Consider the following 16,460-nt stretch of genomic DNA (forward strand, 5'->3'; position numbering starts at 1 on the left):
CCAAAGAACGCCGGCTCGGCAGAGCCAGCGTCGGAACGACTCGATCGGGAGCGAAATGTCCAAAACCCTTGCGTGACCTTTAAGCAACGCATTGTGGCGAAAATGCAACGCGGCTTGTCACGTTGTCAAGGCAAGGCACCCGTAGCGTCACAGTTTTGGGGACTCACCTAGAAGCGACGCGGCCCCTCGGGTTTGTTTCCGGCAATCGCATCGATGCGCTCCAACACATCGGCCGTGAGCTTGTGCCTGTGCGAAAGCGCCGCGAGATTATCCTGCAGCTGGCTGGCCCGCGAGGCCCCGAGAATAACGGTCGAAACGTGGGGATTGGCGAGGCACCACAAAAGCGCGAGATGGGTGATCGACAAGCCGATCTCGTCGGCGAGTTTTGCGAGTTCGCCGACCTGTCGGAGCTGAGCGCGGCCGGCATCGCTCGACCATTTCTCCTTCAGCCACTCATAGCCGGGCAGATTCATGCGGCTGTCGGCCGGCACGCCGTTATTGTATTTGCCGGTGAGGACGCCGGAGGCGAGCGGCGACCAGATGGTGGTGCCGAGGCCGATCAGGTCGTAGAGCGGGAGATAGTCCGCCTCGACCTTCTGGCGTTCGAAGATGTTGTATTGCGGCTGCTCCATGGTGGGCGGCGTGATGCGCAGGTCCCGGGCAACGGCGTAGGCTTCGGTCAACTGCTGGGCGGACCATTCGGACGTCCCCCAATAGAGCACCTTGCCCTGGGCGACGAGGTCGTGCATGGCCCGGACGGTTTCCTCGATCGGCGTGTCGATATCAGGACGGTGGCAGAAATAGAGGTCGAGGTAATCGACCTGAAGCCGCTTGAGTGCCGCATGGCAGGCATCGGTCACATGCTTGCGCGACAGGCCGCGCTGCGTCGGCTTCTCGCCTCCCCAGAAGACCTTGCTCGAGACGATAAAGCTGTCCCGGCTCCAGCCAAGCGACTTGAGCGCCTCGCCCATGACGATCTCCGACTTGCCGCTTTCATAGCCTTCGGCATTGTCGAAGAAGTTCACCCCATTGTCGTAGGCAAGCCGCATGAGGTCGACGGCGTCGCCGCCATTCACCTGCTTGCCGAAAGTGACCCATGAGCCGAAGGAGAACTCGCTCACCTTCAAGCCCGATTTTCCCAAACGACGATATTCCATCACGCAGCTCCCGCGGGTTAGAACATGCGCCGACCGTTAACCGAGGTCGGCATCACACGATCGATCGGCGACCGATCCGCATAATCTATGGCGTCCGCAAGCATATACGAGCCGCAGCCGCCAAATTAGTCGCCAACACGGATGCCGCAGCTTCGGCCGCAAAGAAAAGGGCGCTCCACGACATCAGCCGGAGCGCCCATGGCATGCTGGCGACGACAGTTGCGGCGGAAGTCGAACAGCAGCGCCGGCAGATGACGAGATTCGGAACGGATAGGCAACATGCGAGCGGATTCTGGAATGCTGCCGCCCGCTGATCGAGCCGTGTCGTCCACCAGTTATCCACAGCTTATCCACAGGCGCTGCGCCGATGACCGTAGCAACTTCAATGACATTGCATGATGGCAAATAATAGCTCGCAAATACTATGTGACCGCCGGATGACACTGCGCTTTTGTTTGCCGGTGCAGATACAAATCGCGACCGAGCTTGGATAGATTAAGTTTTGTTCCCGACCGTGGCGGCGGATACTGGGGAGGAGTGGCGGTGGGCAGACGAGGAGCCCACCGCCTTTTCTTCAGGCGGTGCGGGAGCTTCTGTAGACAGAGACGCCGAGTTCTCTGATTTTCTTGCGCAGGGTGTTGCGGTTGAGGCCGAGAAGATCGGCCGCCTTGATCTGATTGCCGCGGGTTGCCGTGAGCGCGGCGAGGATCAGCGGATATTCCATTTCGGTCAGCACACGGTCATAGAGGCCGGGCGGCGGCAGGTTGTCGCCGAAGCTGGCGAAATAGGTGCGCATGTTCTCCTCGACCGCCTGAGCGATCGTCATCGAACCATTGCGGATCGGCCCCTTGTCGATCGGGCTGTCGGGCACGTCAGAGCGCAGCTCGGCATCGATGATCTCGCGGGTGATGACATCCTGCGGATAGAGCGCCATCAGGCGGCGGATCAGATTTTCCAGCTCGCGGACGTTGCCCGGCCAGGCGTATGCCTTCATCAGTTCCAACGCTTCCTGATCGAAGCGTTTGGAGCCGAGGCCCTCCTTTTCCGCCTGCTGAATGAAATGGCGCACGAGATCGGGAATGTCCTCGGCGCGGTCGCGTAGCGGCGGCAGGCGCAGCGGCACGACGTTGAGGCGGTAGTAGAGATCCTCACGGAACAGGCCCTGGTTGATCGCCTGCTTCAGATCCTTGTTGGTGGCGGCAACGATGCGCACGTCGGTACGGATCGGCGTGCGGCCGCCGACGGTGGTGTATTCGCCCTGCTGCAACACGCGCAGAAGCCGAGTCTGGGCGTCCATCGGCATGTCGCCGATTTCATCGAGGAAGAGCGTGCCGCCTTCGGCCTGCTCGAATCGGCCGGTCGAGCGGGTCTGGGCGCCGGTGAAGGCGCCCTTCTCGTGACCGAAGAGTTCCGATTCGATCAGGTCGCGCGGGATCGCCGCCATGTTGATCGCCACGAAGGGGCCGTTGCGGCGCTTGCCGTAATCGTGCAGGGCGCGGGCGACGAGCTCCTTGCCGGTGCCGGATTCGCCGGTGATCATCAGCGTCAGATCGGTCTGCATCAGCCGAGCGAGCACGCGATAGATTTCCTGCATCGCCGCCGAGCGGCCGACCAGCGGCATGCCGTCCTGCATGTCCTCCTCGAGCTTGGCGGGCTTGCGCTTCGGCTCGGCCAGAGCCCGGCCGATAATGCCGATGAGTTCTGTCAGGTCGAAGGGCTTCGGCAGATAATCATAGGCGCCCTTCTCGGACGCCTTGATGGCGGTCATGAAGGTGTTCTGGGCGCTCATGACGAGGACCGGCAGATCCGGACGGGCCTTCTTGATACGCGGCAAAAGGTCGAATGCGTTCTCGTCGGGCATCACCACGTCGGTGACGACAAGATCGCCCTCGCCCGCCGAAATCCAGCGCCACAGCGTTGCGGCGTTGGAGGTGATGCGAACGTCATAACCGGCGCGGCTCAAAGCCTGGTTGAGCACGGTGCGTATGGCGGCATCATCATCTGCAACGAGGATCGTGGCTGTCATCGAGAAGGTCCTGTCGAGCTTACGGAAGAGGCATCCTCGAGCGAGGCGTCCTTCGACGCCGGCATGAGAACGCGGAAAGTCGTGCGGCTGTTCTGGCTGTCGCATTCGATGATGCCGCCGTGATCGCCGATGATCTTGGCGACTAGCGCAAGGCCGAGGCCGCTGCCGTTCGTCTTGGTGGTGATGAAGGGATCGAAGAGATGCGGCAGCAGATCGGCGGGGACGCCGGGGCCGTTGTCGTGGACGCAGAACTCCAGCGGCAGCGAGATTTTTTCGCGCGTGCCGGCGACCGACAGACGGATGCCGGGGCGATAGGCGGTCGTCAGCATGATCTCGCCGTCCGGCCGGTCGCCGACGGCTTCGGCGGCGTTCTTCACCAGGTTGAGGAAGACCTGGACGAGCTGGTCGCGATTGGCATAGACGGCCGGCAGCGATGGGTCGTAACTCTCGGTAATGCGGATATTGCGCGCAAAGCCCGCCTTGGCGACCGCCTTCACGTGATCGAGCACCGAATGGATATTGACCGGCATGCGGTCGACCGGGCGTTCGTCGGAAAAGACCTCCATGCGGTCGACCAGCGAGACGATGCGGTCGGTCTCATCGCAGATCAGCCGGGTCAGCGCCCGGTCGTCGTCGATCACCGATTGTTCGAGCAACTGGGCAGCACCCCGGATGCCGGAGAGCGGGTTCTTGATCTCATGCGCCAGCATGGAAGCGAGACCGGTGACCGAGCGGGCGGCGGCGCGATGCGTCAGCTGCCGATCGATCTTGTCGGCCATCGAGCGTTCCTGGAAGACGATAACAACGGCGCCGGGTTCGCTCAGGACCGGAGCGACATAGAGATCGACGAGCTTGTCCTGGCCGAGGCGCGGGGAACTCAGGTCGACACGGTATTCGTTGACAGGCGCCTTGCGCTCACGCACCTGGTCGATCAGGGCGAGCAGCGGACTGCCGAAGGGAATGAAGGTCGAAATCCGATAACGCGCCAGATGCGAGGCGCTCGCGCCAAAGAATGCTTCCGCCTCCCAATTGGCGAAGGCGACGAAACCGGATTCATCGACCATGACAACGGGGTTCTGGATGGCGTTCAGCACGGCCATGGCAACGGTTCCGCCGGCGTAGTCGAGCGGAGATGTCGTATCCTTCGTCATGCCGCCTCCCGGCTGTCGAGCGCACCTGCGGCCAATGCGTCATAAAGGCGCGCGGCCACCTCACGCGGGTCACGCGAGGTCATGATGTCTGCCTTCTCGCCACCGGCAAGCGCGGGAGCAAACCGCTCAAGATACCAGCCGAGATGCTTGCGGGCATGACGGATCGCCACCGCTTCACCATAGAAATCGAGCATCATCCGGTAATGTTCGACGGCGATATCGGCAATCTCTTCGCCTCGCGGTTCTGCTGCTCCGGCGAGCACGCCGGCATGCCACGGCCTGCCCTGGCAGCCTCGGCCGATCATGACGGCATCGGCGCCGGAGCGGCGCAGGATTTCCTGCGCGTCATCAGCAGTCTCGACATCGCCATTGGCGACCAGCGGAACGGAGATCACCTCGCGGACGGCGCGGATCGCATCCCAATTGGCGCGACCTTCATAAAATTGCATGCGGGTGCGGCCGTGGATGGTAACCAGCTGGATGCCGGCCGCCTCGGCCCGGCGGGCAATCTCAGGCGCATTGATGGAATTCTCGTCCCAGCCGAGACGCATCTTTAGCGTCACCGGAATGTCCACGGCCTGGACCGTCGCCTCGATCAGGCTGAGCGCGTGATCGGGATCGCGCATCAGCGCCGAGCCAGAATAACCCCCGATCACCTTCTTTGCCGGACAGCCCATGTTGATGTCGATGATGTCGGCGCCATGGTCGGCCGCGATCTTCGCCGCTTCCGCCATCCAGTGCGCTTCGCGCCCGGCGAGTTGCACCATATGCGGCCGGAAGCCGGCAGCCTTCAGGCGCGACCAGGATTCGGCGGTGTCATTGACCAGCTCGCGGCTCGCCACCATCTCGGTAACGACGAGGCCGGCGCCGAAGCGCCAGGCAAGCTCGCGGAAGGGCATGTCCGTGACGCCGGACATCGGCGCCAGCACAACGCGGTTCCGCACGGACACGGGTCCGATTCGGAAAGGCGCTGCGAGATCCTTGCAAATCAAATGATTATCTTTCAGGCACACCATAGAACTGCATTATTTTTAGCCACAGATCATTGCCTTTGCCAAGGGGGCTCGGATCGAAATCGATATTTTTCAGGGCAGATGCTGGAAAAGGTTCCAGCAAGAGGTTAGAGCACTCCGGTCAATTCCGCATAATTTAGGGGATTTATGCTGCAAATGCCGTCCAAGCAACCAATATCGGCTGGGATTGTCATCGTTGCCGCCGGCCGTGGCGAGCGCGCCGGATCCTCCACGGAAGGCCCCAAGCAATATCGCATGATCGGCGGCAAGCCGGTTATCGTCCATACGCTTGATAACTTCATGACATGGGAAGCTGCCAAACAGATCGTCGTCGTCATTCATCCCGACGACGCGGCGCTGTTTGCCAAGGCGTCTCGCCATATCGTCTCGGCAACGCCGATCGAAACGGTACATGGCGGCGCGACCAGGCAACAGTCCGTGCTTGCTGGCCTGAGATACCTCAAGGACAAGCATGTCGGCCATGTGCTGATCCACGATGCGGTGCGACCCTTCTTCGACCACGGGCTTCTCGACCGCATTGCCGAAAGCCTTGGCGACGGCGCACACGCAGTGCTGCCGGCCATGCCGGTCACCGATACGCTGAAACGCACCGACGGCGCCGGCACCGTGCTGACGACGGTCTCGCGCGAGCACCTTTATGCAGCGCAGACGCCGCAATCCTTCGCCTTCGCAGCGATCCTCGACGCGCATGAGAAGGCGGCGGCGAGCGGACGAAGCGATTTCACCGACGACGCCTCGATCGCCGAATGGGCTGGCATTCCGGTGACCATCGTCGAGGGCACGCCCGACAACGTCAAGCTGACGGTCAAGCGCGATATCGCCATGGCCGACGACAAGCTGTCGGCCCCGCTGCTTCCCGACGTGCGCACCGGCAACGGCTATGACGTGCACCAGCTCGAAGCGGGCGACGGCGTGACCCTCTGCGGCGTGTTCATTCCGCATGATCAGAAGCTCAAGGGCCATTCCGATGCCGACGTCGCACTGCATGCGCTGACAGACGCGCTGCTTGCCACCTGCGGCGCCGGCGATATCGGCGATCATTTCCCGCCCTCCGATCCGCAATGGAAAGGAGCGGCTTCGAAGATCTTCATCGAGCATGCCGCCCGGATTGTACGCGAACGCGGCGGCACGATCATGAATGCCGACGTCTCGCTGATCGCCGAGGCGCCGAAGGTGGGGCCGCATCGCGACGCCATGCGGGCAAGACTGTCCGAATATCTCGGCATCGATCTCGAACGATGCTCGGTCAAGGCGACGACCAATGAGAAGATCGGCTTCGTCGGCCGGCGCGAAGGTATTGCGGCGATCGCCACGGCGACCGTCGTCTATCGGGGAATGAAGCGATGAGCCTTTTTCCCGAGGATATCCATGCGGCGGCAGAGGCTATCATCCGCGACTTCACCGCTGCCGGGCTGATGATCTCGACGGCCGAATCCTGCACCGGCGGGCTGATCGCCGGAGCGCTGACCGAAATATCGGGCTCGTCCGCAGTCGTTGACCGCGGCTTCGTCACCTATACGAACACGGCGAAGATGGAGCTGCTCGGAGTGCAGGAGCAAACGCTGCTCGGCTTCGGGGCGGTTTCCGAAGAGACAGCACGGCAGATGGCGCAGGGCGCCCTCTTCCGCTCGCGCGCTGCGATCGCCGTCGCCGTCACCGGCATTGCGGGCCCCGGTGGCGGGTCCGCGGAAAAATCGGTTGGGCTCGTGCATCTTGCCGCCAGGTCGCGCACCGGCGCATCCGTCCACCGAAAGATGCTGTACGGCGATATCGGCCGCAGCGCTGTGCGGCTGGCAACGGTACGGACGGCGCTGGAGATGGTGCATTCGCTGCTGCCCGACTGACGCCGGCTGCGATCGCCGTCACACTTTGGTGTAGATTCTGTTCGCCCTTGTTTCGAAGGCTTCGGTGAACATGCGGAAGGCGCGATCGAACATCGAACCCATCAGCGCGCCCAGAATGCGGCTCTTGAACTCGTAGTCGATGAAAAAATTGATCGTGCAGCCACCGGCGGGAGTTTCGGCGAAATGCCACCGGTTTTCCAGATATTTGAATGGGCCGTCGATATATTTGACCTCGATGACGCGCTCGGCCCGGTTCAACAGTACCTGGGTCGTGAAGGTCTCGCGGATTGCCTTATAACCGACGGTCATGTCGGCCACGAGCAGGATCTTGCCGTCGCGCTCCTTGCGGCTCCTGACGAAAAGCGCTTCGCAGAGCGGCAGGAATTCGGGATAACGCTCGACATCGGCAACGAGATCGAACATCTGGTCGGGCGTGTGCGGGACGGAACGGTGCGTTTCGAATTGCGGCATAGGCGGCACTTAAGCGGGCGCGTCCAGAAGATCAAGGAGTTCGCCCATCCGGCTGCGGGATTTTAGCTGAAGAACCGGCACATCGGGGCCATATTCGGCGAGGCCGGCGGCAATACGCGGCGCAAATTTCTCCTCGAAGGTCCAGATGAACCGCAGGAATTCTAAATCGACCTTTTCGATGCAACCCGGTGCCATTTCCGGGCGTGTGCGGCCAATCCATTTCGCCCATCGGCTGACCGCACCCCAAATGCAGAGAAGCCTCGGCATGCGGACCCAGATTACGAAATCGGTCCGCGGCAGCCTGATGTCCAGTGAGGACGGGTTGGTGCCGTCCATGATCCAGCGTTCTTCGAGGATCCGGCTGGCGATGATTCTTCGCTGCTCCGCCCTGTCGCGCGCCACCCAGCCGGGAAGCCAGAAAACGTCCCGGTCGAGCGAAATATACGGAAGTCCGAACCGCTTGGCGATCTTCAGCGAAAGAGTTGATTTCCCGCCGCCCGAGCAGCCCACCACGAGAATGCGTCGGGCTGTGCGAATGCCCTTGGCCGCCCGTTCAAGGTCGGTGATGTCGGTGATCTCCTGACGAAGTGGCAGCTCCGCTCTCTGGTGCATCGTGCTATCCTCGGTCCATCTGCGCCAAAGGCTGCCCCTCACCCTAACCCTCTCCCCGTAAACGGGTAGAGGGGACATGCTAAACGCAGCGTTGAGATTGAGGAAGCGGGTGCGGCATGTCCCCTTCTCCCCGCAAGCGGGGAGAAGGGGCCGGAAGGCGGATGAGGGGCAGGCGGCGATCTAGAGGCCGGAGATATTCTCCTGTCGCAGCACCCAGCCCTATTCGGCCGCGATCAGCAGCTTCTTCTCACGCGCCGCCTTCAGCCGGGCAAAATCATCACCGGCATGGTGCGAGGAGCGCGTGAGCGGGCTCGAGGCCACCATCAGGAAGCCCTTGCTGTAGGCGACCGTCTCGTAAGACTTGAACTCGTCGGGCGTGACGAAGCTTTCGACCTTGTGGTGCTTGCGGGTCGGCTGCAGGTATTGGCCGATCGTCAGGAAGTCGACATCGGCTGTGCGCAGGTCGTCCATCAGCTGCAGCACTTCATTGCGCTCCTCGCCAAGGCCGACCATGATGCCTGACTTGGTGAACATGGTGGGATCGAGTTCCTTCACCCGCTGCAGCAGGCGGATGGAATGGAAATAACGGGCGCCGGGGCGAACCGTCAGATAGTTGCCGGCCACCGTTTCCATATTGTGGTTGAAGACGTCGGGTTTGGCGGCGACCACGCGCTCCAGGGCGCCCGGCTTCTTCAGGAAATCAGGCGTCAGGATCTCGATCGTCGTTCCCGGCGAGGCGGCACGGATCGCCCAAATCACCTTTTCGAAGTGCTCGGCACCGCCGTCCTCGAGATCGTCGCGGTCGACCGAGGTGATGACGACGTGGCTGAGGCCCATCTCCTTGACCGCCTTGGCGACGTTTTCGGGCTCGGCCATGTCGAGCGCATTCGGCTTGCCGGTCGCGACGTTGCAAAAGGCGCAGGCGCGGGTACAGATCTCACCCATGATCATGAAGGTCGCGTGCTTCTTGTCCCAGCACTCGCCGATATTCGGGCAGCCGGCCTCCTCGCAGACGGTGACGAGCTTGTGCTCCTTCACGATGGCGCGTGTCTCGGCATAGCCCTTGGAAGTCGGCGCCTTGACGCGAATCCAATCCGGCTTGCGCATGACATCCGTATCCGGCCGATGCGCCTTCTCAGGATGGCGCACGCGCTTGGCGTCGGGATTGATCGTGTCGAGAATGGTCACCATTGCAGTCTCAGCTTTCCGCCGCCCTAAGCGGCACAGTCCCTACGACGCGTCGCAATTTAGCGCCGCACCAGTCGCGCAACGAATATCAGCAGGCAGGCGCCGAGGAAACCCGTCACGAAATAGCCGAGCCGTCCACCGGCCAGTTGAACGTGAAACTGGGCGAGGATGGCGGTGGCGACAACCGAGCCGACAATGCCGAGCACGATGTTCAGGAAAATTCCATATCGTGCATCCATCAGCTTGCCGGCCAGCCAGCCCGCAAGTCCGCCGATGATGATTGCCGAAATCCAGCCCACGCTTTCCATGCCTGTCCTGCCCTCAATCTGCGCTAAGCGACCGCTCTGGCGACCAGCACCACGATGATGGCGCCGACGGTGGCGTGGATGATCTGCACGACCAGCGCATTTTCAATGCCCAGCGAAATGCCGAGCGCGCTGAACAGATAGCCGCCGACGAAGGCGCCGATGATGCCGCTCAGCAGGCATCTGATCAAACCGCCGCCACCGACGACCAGACTTGCCAGGAAGCCCGCAACCAGGCCGATCAGCAAAAACACCAGCAACGCCTGCGTCTCCATAGACATGATGATTTCCTTTCGCCTTTTCCACCCGACCGGAGTGGCTTTCCACTCCGGAAAAGGGGCAGCGCCCAAAAATTCTCAAGCGTTCAGTACACGACCGTAAGCATCGAGCACCGCTTCCTTCATCGTCTCGGATACGGTCGGATGAGGGAAGATGGTATGCATCAGTTCTTCCTCGGTCGTTTCGAGGTTCATCGCGACGACGAAGCCCTGGATGAGCTCGGTGACTTCGGCGCCAACCATGTGGGCGCCGAGCAGTTCGCCGGTCTTCTTGTCGAAGATCACCTTGACCATGCCCTGGTCTTCGCCGAGAGCGATCGCCTTGCCGTTCGCCGCGAAGGAGAAGCGACCGACGCGGATATCGCGGCCCAGCTCCTTGGCCTTGGCTTCCGTAAATCCGACGGAGGCGACCTGCGGATTGCAATAGGTGCAGCCCGGCACCTTGCCCTTGTCGGTGGGATGAACATTCGGCAGGCCGGCGATTTTTTCGACGCAGACGACGCCCTCATGCTCGGCCTTGTGGGCCAGCATCGGCGGGCCGGCGACATCACCGATCGCATAGATACCCGCCACATTGGTCTGGCCGTAACCGTCGGCGACGACGCAGCCGCGGTCGGTCTTGATGCCGAGCGCCTCCAGGCCGAGGTTTTCAATATTGCCCTGAACGCCGACAGCCGAAATCATCCGGTCGGCGGTGATCTGCTGGACCTTGCCGTCTGCAGTCTCGACATGGGCGGTGATGCTGTTTGCCGCCTTCTCGACCTTGGTCACCTTGGCGCTGGTGAAGATCTTGAGGCCGCGCTTTTCCAGCTGCTTGCGGGCGATGGCGGTGATTTCGGCATCCTCGACCGGCATGATGGTCGGCATCACTTCCACCACCGTGACGTCGACGCCCATCGAGCGATAGAAGCTTGCGAATTCGATGCCGATCGCACCCGAGCCCATGACGATCAGCGACTTCGGCAGCACATCCGGCTTCAGCGCCTCGAAATAGGTCCAGATCAGCTTGCCGTCGGGCTCGATGCCGGGCAGCGCGCGCGGACGGGCGCCGGTCGCGATGATGATGTGCTTGGCGGTATAGGTGCCTTCGCCCTTGACATTCTTTGGCAGCGGGTGCTGCGGCTCGACTACCGGCTTCGACGACTTGCCGACGACGATTTCACCAGGCTTCGAAAGCTTCGCCTCGCCCCAGATGATGTCGATCTTGTTCTTCTTCATCAGGAAACCGACGCCGGCGTTGAGACGGGCGGAAACAGCGCGCGAGCGGCCGACGACGGCCTTGGCATCCGGCTTGACCGTGCCTTCAAGAACCAGGCCGAAATCCTTGAAGTGATTGGCGTGATCGAGCACCTCGGCCGAACGCAACAGCGCCTTCGTCGGTATGCAGCCCCAGTTCAGGCAGATGCCGCCCATATGTTCGCGCTCGACTATCGCCGTCTTAAGCCCGAGCTGGGCCGCGCGAATGGCGGCGACATAGCCGCCGGGACCGGAGCCGATGATGATGACGTCGTAGGATTCAGCCATGTGTTTCCTGCCTTTGCTATGCTGCGCTGCGGGTCATGAGCACCCACGCGTGCCTATTGCTGTTTTCGAAGAGCGGCACGGCATCAGCGCGGGCAGCCCTCCGAGAATCCGTTTCTTACATAAGCGACAAAGCCGCCTCATTATCGCTTGCGGCGACCAGCCCTTCGGATGTCCAGCAGCCTGCGTCCGAGGCCGATGCCGCGCATATGGCGATAAACGCGCCGAGACTGCCGGTGAACCAGTTTTTCAGATCCCCAGCATCATCCGCACGATCGATTCCAGCCCGCGCCCGAGCGCCCGCGTGTTTTCCGCATCGAGGTGAATTCCGTCGATCGGCGTGGTCTTGGCGACGGAATTGCCATCGAAAAAGCCACAACCAAGCTCGTCGGCAAGGTCGCGATAGAGCGTTGCGAGCTTCGCCGATTCCTCGATGCCGCCGGGAAAGGATGCGGCGAAGGGCACATTGCCGGTCGCGCAGATCGCCGGCGGCGCTACGATCAGGATCTCCGGCCCGTCGAATTCAAAGGGCCAGGCGTGATTGCGGATCAGTCGCACAAGCCGGCTGATGCCCTGGCAGGCGGCAAAGGCGGAGCCAGCCACAACGGGCTTCATGTCGTTGGTGCCGAGCAGCAGGATGACGAGGTCGAGCGGCGCATGCGTCTGCAGGATCGTCGGCAGGACGCGCGCACCGTTGCGGTCGCAATCGGCGAGGTGGTCGTCGAAAGCGGTGGTGCGACCGTTCAGCCCTTCGGCGATAACACGCGCCTCGCTGCCGAGCGCCGCCTGAAGCACGCTCGGCCAACGGTTCTTGTACTCATGACGGCCGATTGTCTCAGGGTCATGACCCCAGGTCAGCGAGTCACCATAGCAAAGAACGGTCTTGGTCATTTCCGCCTCCGCTTCGCTATCAGACAAGCAAGCCCATCGGGTTTTCGATATAGCCCTTGAAGGCCTGGAGCAGCTCGGCGCCGAGCGCGCCGTCGACGCAGCGATGGTCGGTCGACAGCGTCACCGACATCACGGTGGCGATCGCCATTTCGCCGTTCTTGACGACAACCCGCTGCTCGCCGGCGCCGACCGCGAGGATCGTCGCATGCGGCGGGTTGACGACGGCGGCGAAGTTCTTCACGCCCATCATGCCCATGTTCGACACCGAACTGGTGCCGCCCTGATATTCCTCGGGCTTCAGCTTGCGGTCCTTGGCCCGCTTGCCGAGATCGCGCATCTCGTTGGAGATGACAGACAGCGTCTTCTGCTCGGCCTTGCGAATGATCGGCGTGATCAGGCCGCCCGGGATCGACACGGCGACGCCGAGGTCGGCGTGCTTGTGCTTGATCATGTTATTGTCGGTCCACGACACATTGGCGTCCGGAACGTCGCGCAGCGCCAGCGACATGGCCTTGATGACCATGTCGTTGACCGAGAGCTTGTAGGCCGGAGCGTTGTCCTTGCGCGGCGCCGCATCGTTCAGCTGGGCGCGCAGCGCCATCAGGGCGTCGAGCTCGCAATCGACGCTGACGTAGAAATGCGGGATCGTCTGCTTGGATTCGACCAGCCGCCGGGCGATCGTCTTGCGCATGCCGTCATGCGGCACGAGTTCGTAGGAACCCGGCTCGAACAGCTTGAGGACGGCCTCCTCGGAAGCGCCCTTCGGCGCTGCAGCGGCTGGGGCCGGAGCGGCGGCAGCCTGCGGAACGGAAGCAGCAGCGGCGGGAGCGGCAGCAGCCTTGGCGCCACCACCGGCAACGGCAGCTTCGACATCGCTCTTGATGACGCGACCATGCGGGCCGGAGCCTGCGACATTGGAAAGATCGATCCCGGCTTCCTTAGCGAGACGGCGGGCGAGCGGCGAAGAGAAGGTGCGGTTGCCACCTGATAAAGCGGCCGCGGGTGCTGCGGCAGGCGCCGGTGCCGTGGCCGGAGCTGCCTCAGCCTTCGCCGGCGCAGCGTCGGCCTTCGGCGCAGGTGCGGCCTCAGCCTTGGCCGGAGCGGCGGAACCTGCACCACTTGCGGCAGCGGCGACATCTTCGCCATCGGCGGCGAGAACGGCGATCAGCGCATTGACCTTAACGCCTTCGGTGCCGGCCGGGACGACCAGCTTGGCGACCGTGCCTTCATCGACGGCTTCGACTTCCATCGTCGCCTTGTCGGTCTCGATCTCGGCGATCACATCGCCAGATTTGACCGTGTCGCCTTCCTTGACCAGCCACTTGGAAAGATTGCCTTCTTCCATGGTCGGAGAGAGGGCGGGCATCGTGATATTGATCGGCATCGAAATACCCTCCCCTTATTTGTAGCAAACAGCCTTCACCGCATCGACGACTTCGCCGACGTTCGGAAGCGCCAGCTTTTCGAGATTGGCGGCGTAAGGCATCGGAACGTCCTTGCCTGCGATCGTCAGGATCGGCGCATCGAGATAGTCGAAGGCCTGCTGCATGACGCGGGTGGCGATTTCGGTGCCGACGGAGGATTGCGGATAACCTTCCTCGACGGTGACGAGGCGGCCGGTTTTCTTCACAGATTCGATAACCGTCGGCAGATCCATCGGGCGGATGGTGCGAAGGTCGATCAGTTCAACGTCAATGCCGAGCTGTTCGAGTTCGGCGGCCGCCTTCGTCGCATAGGTCATGCCGATGCCGAAGGAGACGACGGTGACGTCTTTGCCCTGGCGATGGATCCGCGCCTTGCCGATCGGCAGGACGAAATTATCGAGCTTCGGCACGTCGAAGTGCTGGCCGTAGAGAATTTCGTTTTCGAGGAAGATGATCGGGTTGGGATCGCGAATCGCCGCCTTCAGCAGACCCTTTGCGTCGGATGCCGTGTACGGCATGACGACCTTCAGGCCGGGGATGGCGCTGTACCAGGCGGCATAGTCCTGGCTGTGCTGGGCGCCGACGCGGGCGGCGGCACCGTTCGGGCCGCGGAAGACGATCGGAGCGCCCATCTGGCCGCCGGACATATATAGCGTCTTGGCGGCCGAGTTGATGATGTGGTCGATCGCCTGCATGGCGAAATTGAAGGTCATGAATTCGACGATCGGGCGGAGGCCGGCCATGGCGGCACCGACGCCGACGCCGGCAAAGCCGTGCTCGGTGATCGGCGTATCGATGACGCGGCGGGGGCCGAATTCCTGCAGCAGGCCCTGCGTGACCTTGTAGGCGCCCTGATATTCGGCGACTTCCTCACCCATGACGAAGACGTCGTCGCTGGCGCGCATTTCTTCGGCCATGGCGTCGCGCAGCGCTTCGCGCACGGTCATCGACACCATTTCGGTGCCGGCGGGGATTTCCGGATCGTTCGGAACGACGGCTTTCGGCTCGGCCGGAAGCGGCGCGGAAGCAGAACCGGTGTTGGTCGGCTTCTCTTCCTGAGCCACCTGCGGAGCGGCTGCGGCCGGCTTGGCAGCTGATATATCCGAAGCGGATTCGCCATCTTGCAGCAGCACGGCGATCTTGGTATTGACCTTGACGCCTTCGGTGCCGGCGTCGACCAGCAGCTTGCCGATGACGCCTTCGTCGACCGCTTCGACTTCCATCGTCGCCTTGTCGGTTTCGATTTCGGCGATGACGTCGCCAGAAGTGACCTTGTCACCTTCCTGCTTCAGCCATTTGGACAGCGTGCCTTCTTCCATCGTCGGAGAGAGGGCGGGCATGAGGATATCGATAGGCATGGGTTCCCTCCCCGATTAGAGCAGAATGTCGGTGTAGAGCTCGGATGCATCCGGCTCCGGATCGGCCTGTGCGAAGTCGGCGCTGTCGGCGACGATGTCGCGAACATCCTTGTCGATCGCCTTCAGATCGTCTTCGGAAGCCCAGCCCTTTTCGATGAGGCGTGCCTTTACCTGCTCGATCGGGTCCTGTTCGGAGCGCATCTTCTGCACTTCTTCCTTTGTGCGATATTTCGCCGGATCGGACATGGAGTGGCCGCGATAACGATAGGTCAGCATTTCGAGAATGATCGGGCCCTTGCCGGAGCGGCAATGTTCGAGCGCCTCGTCGGCCGCCGCCTTGACGGCGCGGACGTCCATGCCGTCGACCTGAATGCCGGGAATGCCGAAGCCGGAGCCGCGTAGCGAGTAATTCGACTGAGCGGTGGCACGGGCGGTCGAGGTGCCCATGGCGTAGCGGTTATTTTCGACGATATAGACGATCGGCAGCTTCCAGAGAGCCGCCATGTTGAAGCTCTCGTAGACCTGGCCCTGGTTGGCAGCGCCGTCGCCGAAATAGGCGATGGCGACATTGCCGTTGCCGCGGTAGTGGTTTGCAAAGGCAAGGCCGGTTCCGAGCGAAACCTGGGCGCCGACGATGCCGTGACCGCCGTAGAAATGCTTCTCTTTCGAGAACATGTGCATCGAGCCGCCCTTCCCATGGGAATAGCCGCTACGGCGCCCGGTCAGTTCCGCCATGACCCCGCGCGCCTCCATGCCGGTTGCCAGCATGTGGCCGTGGTCGCGATAGGCGGTGATGACCTGATCGCCTTCCTTCTGCGCCATCTGCATGCCGACCACGACAGCTTCCTGACCGATATAGAGATGGCAAAAGCCGCCGATGAAGCCCATGCCGTAAAGCTGACCGGCCTTCTCCTCGAAGCGGCGGATCAGTAGCATCTCGCGATAGGCCTTGAGTTCCTCATCCCGATCGAAGTCGGCTACTGGGCCTCCATTCGATGCTTTGGCTGCTGGTTTTGCTGCAGTTTTGCGGCTGGAAACGGTCGCGGTCTTTCGCGGCGCCATTCAACCCTCCCTATGGGTTTGTCGTTTCTCGGTGGCGCGTACCATAGGGAAGAAATATGACCACAGCAATGCCATAATTGCATGGCTCGTATTCGACGCTAAGTTATTGCAAATAAATCAGAAATTCCAATTAACCTA

17 protein-coding genes and 1 pseudogene are annotated in these 16,460 nt (G+C 62.1%); 2 read left to right on the forward strand and 16 right to left on the reverse strand.

Annotated elements, in window-relative coordinates:
* Positions 1 to 167: 167 nt before the first annotated feature.
* The 5 genes from CO660_RS10055 to dusB all read right to left on the reverse strand — a co-directional run bounded on the left by CO660_RS10055 (position 168) and on the right by dusB (position 5,350).
* Positions 168 to 1,157: an aldo/keto reductase gene (locus tag CO660_RS10055; protein ID WP_085778073.1), complete on the reverse strand. Its 990-nt coding sequence runs from the start codon at positions 1,155 to 1,157 to the stop codon at positions 168 to 170.
* Positions 1,158 to 1,282: 125 nt separating this feature from the next.
* On the reverse strand, positions 1,283 to 1,489 hold the full coding sequence (locus CO660_RS33245; protein WP_176536261.1) for a hypothetical protein: 207 nt from the start codon (positions 1,487 to 1,489) through the stop codon (positions 1,283 to 1,285).
* A 242-nt stretch (positions 1,490 to 1,731) separates the two neighbouring features.
* The gene (gene ntrC / locus CO660_RS10065; RefSeq protein WP_085778072.1) at positions 1,732 to 3,183 is read right to left on the reverse strand and encodes a nitrogen regulation protein NR(I); all 1,452 of its coding nucleotides are present in this window, start codon (positions 3,181 to 3,183) and stop codon (positions 1,732 to 1,734) included.
* Entirely contained in the window at positions 3,180 to 4,334 is a 1,155-nt protein-coding gene (locus CO660_RS10070) for a nitrogen regulation protein NR(II) (RefSeq protein WP_085778071.1), read from the reverse strand. Before CO660_RS10070 ends, ntrC begins: the two co-directional genes overlap by 4 nt.
* Positions 4,331 to 5,350 (reverse strand): tRNA dihydrouridine synthase DusB, encoded by a 1,020-nt coding sequence (gene dusB / locus CO660_RS10075; protein ID WP_097598581.1) that lies wholly within the window; start codon positions 5,348 to 5,350, stop codon positions 4,331 to 4,333. Before dusB ends, CO660_RS10070 begins: the two co-directional genes overlap by 4 nt.
* Positions 5,351 to 5,494: 144 nt before the next feature.
* On the opposite strand from dusB, the gene CO660_RS10080 reads away from it, so the two are divergent.
* The gene (locus CO660_RS10080; protein ID WP_097598582.1) at positions 5,495 to 6,715 is read left to right on the forward strand and encodes a bifunctional 2-C-methyl-D-erythritol 4-phosphate cytidylyltransferase/2-C-methyl-D-erythritol 2,4-cyclodiphosphate synthase; all 1,221 of its coding nucleotides are present in this window, start codon (positions 5,495 to 5,497) and stop codon (positions 6,713 to 6,715) included.
* Complete coding sequence (locus tag CO660_RS10085; RefSeq protein ID WP_097598583.1) at positions 6,712 to 7,212, forward strand: CinA family protein; 501 nt, start codon at positions 6,712 to 6,714, stop codon at positions 7,210 to 7,212. The genes CO660_RS10080 and CO660_RS10085 overlap by 4 nt, the downstream gene beginning before the upstream one ends.
* 18 nt (positions 7,213 to 7,230) lie before the next feature.
* Here CO660_RS10085 and CO660_RS10090 read toward each other — a convergent pair whose 3' ends face one another.
* From CO660_RS10090 to pdhA, 11 genes and pseudogenes are all read right to left on the reverse strand, one after another.
* Positions 7,231 to 7,683: a type II toxin-antitoxin system RatA family toxin gene (locus CO660_RS10090; protein ID WP_097598737.1), complete on the reverse strand. Its 453-nt coding sequence runs from the start codon at positions 7,681 to 7,683 to the stop codon at positions 7,231 to 7,233.
* Positions 7,684 to 7,692: 9 nt separating this feature from the next.
* Positions 7,693 to 8,295 (reverse strand): AAA family ATPase, encoded by a 603-nt coding sequence (locus CO660_RS10095; protein ID WP_097598584.1) that lies wholly within the window; start codon positions 8,293 to 8,295, stop codon positions 7,693 to 7,695.
* Between the two features lie 219 nt (positions 8,296 to 8,514).
* Positions 8,515 to 9,486 (reverse strand): lipoyl synthase, encoded by a 972-nt coding sequence (gene lipA / locus CO660_RS10100; protein WP_097598585.1) that lies wholly within the window; start codon positions 9,484 to 9,486, stop codon positions 8,515 to 8,517.
* Positions 9,487 to 9,542: 56 nt separating this feature from the next.
* On the reverse strand, positions 9,543 to 9,791 hold the full coding sequence (locus CO660_RS10105) for a GlsB/YeaQ/YmgE family stress response membrane protein (protein ID WP_085778064.1): 249 nt from the start codon (positions 9,789 to 9,791) through the stop codon (positions 9,543 to 9,545).
* Positions 9,792 to 9,814: 23 nt separating this feature from the next.
* On the reverse strand, positions 9,815 to 10,069 hold the full coding sequence (locus CO660_RS10110; protein WP_011425215.1) for a GlsB/YeaQ/YmgE family stress response membrane protein: 255 nt from the start codon (positions 10,067 to 10,069) through the stop codon (positions 9,815 to 9,817).
* A gap of 75 nt (positions 10,070 to 10,144) precedes the next feature.
* Entirely contained in the window at positions 10,145 to 11,590 is a 1,446-nt protein-coding gene (gene lpdA, locus CO660_RS10115; RefSeq protein ID WP_097598586.1) for a dihydrolipoyl dehydrogenase, read from the reverse strand.
* Between the two features lie 16 nt (positions 11,591 to 11,606).
* Positions 11,607 to 11,834, reverse strand: a pseudogene (locus CO660_RS33775) (GNAT family N-acetyltransferase); the annotation flags it as partial.
* 2 nt (positions 11,835 to 11,836) lie between these two features.
* Positions 11,837 to 12,478, reverse strand: a complete 642-nt coding sequence (locus CO660_RS10125; RefSeq protein WP_064802314.1) for an SGNH/GDSL hydrolase family protein — start codon at positions 12,476 to 12,478, stop codon at positions 11,837 to 11,839.
* Positions 12,479 to 12,497: 19 nt separating this feature from the next.
* Positions 12,498 to 13,862 (reverse strand): pyruvate dehydrogenase complex dihydrolipoamide acetyltransferase, encoded by a 1,365-nt coding sequence (locus CO660_RS10130; protein ID WP_097598587.1) that lies wholly within the window; start codon positions 13,860 to 13,862, stop codon positions 12,498 to 12,500.
* A gap of 15 nt (positions 13,863 to 13,877) precedes the next feature.
* Positions 13,878 to 15,260: a pyruvate dehydrogenase complex E1 component subunit beta gene (locus CO660_RS10135; RefSeq protein WP_097598588.1), complete on the reverse strand. Its 1,383-nt coding sequence runs from the start codon at positions 15,258 to 15,260 to the stop codon at positions 13,878 to 13,880.
* A 15-nt stretch (positions 15,261 to 15,275) separates the two neighbouring features.
* Positions 15,276 to 16,322, reverse strand: a complete 1,047-nt coding sequence (gene pdhA, locus CO660_RS10140) for a pyruvate dehydrogenase (acetyl-transferring) E1 component subunit alpha (RefSeq protein WP_011425209.1) — start codon at positions 16,320 to 16,322, stop codon at positions 15,276 to 15,278.
* Positions 16,323 to 16,460: the final 138 nt, after the last annotated feature.

The organism is Rhizobium sp. L9, assembly GCF_002531885.1.
Classification (GTDB): Bacteria; Pseudomonadota; Alphaproteobacteria; order Rhizobiales; family Rhizobiaceae; genus Rhizobium.

Bases quoted from the DNA above. Each gene is read 5' to 3' on its own strand.
- CO660_RS10070 (WP_085778071.1), bottom strand. From the start codon at position 4,334: ATGACGAAGGATACGACATCTCCGCTCGACTACGCCGGCGGAACCGTT.
- lipA (WP_097598585.1), bottom strand. From the start codon at position 9,486: ATGGTGACCATTCTCGACACGATCAATCCCGACGCCAAGCGCGTGCGC.
- CO660_RS10130 (WP_097598587.1), bottom strand. From the start codon at position 13,862: ATGCCGATCAATATCACGATGCCCGCCCTCTCTCCGACCATGGAAGAA.
- lpdA (WP_097598586.1), bottom strand. From the start codon at position 11,590: ATGGCTGAATCCTACGACGTCATCATCATCGGCTCCGGTCCCGGCGGC.
- ntrC (WP_085778072.1), bottom strand. From the start codon at position 3,183: ATGACAGCCACGATCCTCGTTGCAGATGATGATGCCGCCATACGCACC.
- CO660_RS10125 (WP_064802314.1), bottom strand. From the start codon at position 12,478: ATGACCAAGACCGTTCTTTGCTATGGTGACTCGCTGACCTGGGGTCAT.
- CO660_RS10105 (WP_085778064.1), bottom strand. From the start codon at position 9,791: ATGGAAAGCGTGGGCTGGATTTCGGCAATCATCATCGGCGGACTTGCG.
- CO660_RS10090 (WP_097598737.1), bottom strand. From the start codon at position 7,683: ATGCCGCAATTCGAAACGCACCGTTCCGTCCCGCACACGCCCGACCAG.
- CO660_RS10110 (WP_011425215.1), bottom strand. From the start codon at position 10,069: ATGTCTATGGAGACGCAGGCGTTGCTGGTGTTTTTGCTGATCGGCCTG.
- CO660_RS10095 (WP_097598584.1), bottom strand. From the start codon at position 8,295: ATGCACCAGAGAGCGGAGCTGCCACTTCGTCAGGAGATCACCGACATC.
- CO660_RS10085 (WP_097598583.1), top strand. From the start codon at position 6,712: ATGAGCCTTTTTCCCGAGGATATCCATGCGGCGGCAGAGGCTATCATC.
- CO660_RS10135 (WP_097598588.1), bottom strand. From the start codon at position 15,260: ATGCCTATCGATATCCTCATGCCCGCCCTCTCTCCGACGATGGAAGAA.
- CO660_RS10055 (WP_085778073.1), bottom strand. From the start codon at position 1,157: ATGGAATATCGTCGTTTGGGAAAATCGGGCTTGAAGGTGAGCGAGTTC.
- pdhA (WP_011425209.1), bottom strand. From the start codon at position 16,322: ATGGCGCCGCGAAAGACCGCGACCGTTTCCAGCCGCAAAACTGCAGCA.
- dusB (WP_097598581.1), bottom strand. From the start codon at position 5,350: ATGGTGTGCCTGAAAGATAATCATTTGATTTGCAAGGATCTCGCAGCG.
- CO660_RS10080 (WP_097598582.1), top strand. From the start codon at position 5,495: ATGCTGCAAATGCCGTCCAAGCAACCAATATCGGCTGGGATTGTCATC.